Below are 3,009 nucleotides of genomic sequence, written 5' to 3'. Positions count from 1 at the left end.
CGGATTCACGGCGTCCCCGCACTCCGACACCGCCCCGCCCACCCACGGAATGCCCGCTTTTGACGTTGACGTTGCTGCTGAGGTTGCCGGCCAGCGGCCGGCACTACAGCAGGTGCAGGGCTGCAAGCCCTGCCGAAACCCTCCCCGACCATGACTGCAGTCACTTGCCCGAATGTCCGCCGCTGGCGAAAGTCGAGGAGTTGACGTGATCGGATCGGTCCTTTGCCGGCCGCACGGAAGTGAGAGAGAGACGCAGTGCAACGACGTGAGTTCCTGGCATTTTCCGGTCTGGGCCTGGCGGGCCTGGTCCTGCCGCATTCGCGGCTGATCGCCGCCGAGCAGTTGCTGGCCCCGGTCGACCCGGCCAAGCGCCGGCGCCTGGCCGAGGTCGCCCTCGCCGCCGCGCGTTCGGCCAAGGCCAGCTACTGCGACGTGCGCATCGGCCGCTACCTCAACCAGTCGGTGATCACCCGCGAGCACCAGGTCGGCAACGTGACCAACCGCGAATCATCCGGTGTGGGCGTGCGGGTGATCGTCAACGGTGCCTGGGGTTTCGCCGCTACCCACCAGCAGACCGAAGCGGCGGTGCGCACCGCCGTCGAACAGGCCACCGCCATCGCCCGCGCCAATGCCAGCATCCAGACCCGCCCGGTGCAGCTGGCGCCCACCCCGGCSGTCGGCGAGGTGCGTTGGCAGACGCCCATCCGCCGCAATGCGATGGAAGTGCCCATCCAGGACAAGGTCGAGCTGCTGCTGGCGCTCAATGCGGCCGCACTGAATGCGGGTGCCGACTTCATCAATTCCACCCTGTTCCTGGTCAACGAGCAGAAGTACTTCGCTTCCAGCGACGGTTCGTTCATCGACCAGGACATCCACCGTATCTGGCTGCCGTTCACCGCCACCGCCATCGACAAGGCCAGCGGCAAGTTCCGCACCCGCGCCGGCCTGTCTTCGCCGATGGGCATGGGCTACGAGTTCCTTGATGGCGATGCACGCGGCAAGGTGCAGCTGCCCGGTGGCATCACTGCGTACCGCGATTCCTATGACCCGGTCGAGGACGCCATCGCCGCCGCCCGCCAGGCGCGCGAGAAGCTGAAGGCGCCCTCGGTGAAGCCCGGCAAGTACGACCTGGTGCTGGATCCGTCCAACCTGTTCCTCACCATCCACGAGAATGTCGGCCACCCGCTGGAACTGGACCGCGTGCTCGGCTACGAGGCCAACTACGCCGGCACCAGCTTCGCCACCCTGGACAAGCGCGATGCCGGTTTCCGCTGGGGCAGCGACATCGTCACCTTCTTCGCCGACAAGACCCAGCCGGGCAGCCTCGGCGCGGTCGGCTACGACGACGAAGGGGTGAAGACCCAGCGCTGGGACCTGGTGCGCGACGGCATCCTGGTCGACTACCAGGCCACCCGCGATGAGGCGCACATCCTCGGCCGCGACGCCTCGCATGGCTGCAGCTATGCCGACTCGTGGTCCAGCGTGCAGTTCCAGCGCATGGCCAATGTCTCGCTGGCGCCGGGCAGGACGCCGCTCAGCGTGGAGGACATGATCAAGGACGTGGAGAACGGCATCTACATCCACGGCCGCGGCTCGTACTCCATCGATCAGCAGCGCTACAACGCGCAGTTCGGCGGCCAGCTGTACTACCAGATCAGGAACGGAAAGATCACCGGCATGGTCGAGGATGCGGCCTACCAGATCCGCACGCCGGAGTTCTGGAACGCCTGCAGCGCCATCTGCGATGAACGCGACTTCCGCCTTGGCGGTTCGTTCTTCGACGGCAAGGGCCAGCCCGGCCAGGTGTCGGCGGTCTCGCACGGTTCGTCCACCACCCGTTTCAACGGCATCAACATCATCAACACCGCGCGCAGTCTCGGCGCTTGAGCCACCCGTCCTTCATGGAGAGCAGCCTTGCACAGACGTGACTTCCTGGCCCTGACCGGGCTTACCGCTGGCGGCCTGATCGTGCCGTCGTTCTTCGGCAAGGCGATCGCCGCCGAGCAACTGCAGTCCAGCCTCGACCCTGCGCTGAAGAAGCGCCTGGCCGACGCCGCCCTGCAGGCTGCGCGCAGCGCCGGCGCCACCTACTGCGACGTGCGCATCGGCCGCTACCTGCGGCAGTTCGTGATCACCCGCGAGGACAAGGTGCAGAACGTGGTCAACACCGAGTCCACCGGTGTGGGCATCCGCGTGATCGTCAACGGCGCCTGGGGCTTTGCCGCCACCAATGCGCTCAGCACCGCCGACGTGGCCCGTGCCGCGCAGCAGGCGGCGGCGATCGCCAAGGCCAACGCGGGCGTGCAGACCGCGCCGGTGCAGCTGGCCAAGGCGCCGGGCGTGGGCGAGGTCAGCTGGAAGACGCCGATCCGCAAGAATGCGATGGAGGTGCCGATCAAGGAGAAGGTCGACCTGCTGCTGGACGTCAACGCCGCGGCGATGGGCGCCGGCGCCAGCTTCGTCAACTCGATGCTGTTCCTGGTGAACGAGCAGAAGTACTTCGCCTCCACCGACGGTTCCTACATCGACCAGGACGTGCACCGCATCTGGGCACCGATGACGATCACCGCCATCGACAAGGCCAGCGGCAAGTTCCGCACCCGCGAAGGCCTGTCCGCACCGATGGGCCTGGGCTACGAGTACCTCGATGGCGCAGCTGCCGGCAAGGTGCTCACGCCCAATGGCGTGGTCAACTACGGCTCGTCCTACGACATGAAGGAAGATGCCATCGCGGCGGCCAAGCAGGCGCAGGAGAAGCTGAAGGCGCCGTCGGTGAAGCCCGGCAAGTACGACCTGATCCTGGATCCGTCGCACACCTGGCTGACCATCCACGAGTCGATCGGCCACCCGCTGGAACTGGACCGCGTGCTCGGCTACGAAGCCAACTACGCCGGCACCAGCTTCGCCACCCTGGACAAGCGCGAGCAGCATTTCCAGTACGGCAGCGAGCACGTGAACATCTTTGCCGACAAGACCCAGCCGGGCAGCCTCGGCGCGGTCGCGTACGAC

2 protein-coding genes are annotated in these 3,009 nt (G+C 66.8%); both read left to right on the top strand.

Annotation, left to right across the window (positions count from 1 at the left end; translation table 11 throughout):
- Positions 1–255: 255 nt before the first annotated feature.
- Positions 256–1,887 (top strand): TldD/PmbA family protein, encoded by a 1,632-nt coding sequence (locus tag AB4Y84_RS17950; RefSeq protein WP_442243955.1) that lies wholly within the window; start codon positions 256–258, stop codon positions 1,885–1,887.
- Positions 1,888–1,914: 27 nt separating this feature from the next.
- Positions 1,915–3,009: TldD/PmbA family protein (locus AB4Y84_RS17945; protein WP_442250584.1), on the top strand; the 1,095-nt coding region annotated here is incomplete at its 3' end.

Origin of the sequence: Stenotrophomonas sp. 2YAF22 (assembly GCF_052114665.1) — a bacterium.
GTDB lineage: Bacteria > Pseudomonadota > Gammaproteobacteria > Xanthomonadales > Xanthomonadaceae > Stenotrophomonas > Stenotrophomonas indicatrix.
The sequence above is the reverse complement of the archived record's forward strand: the minus strand, read 5'-3'. Positions and strand labels throughout refer to the sequence as shown.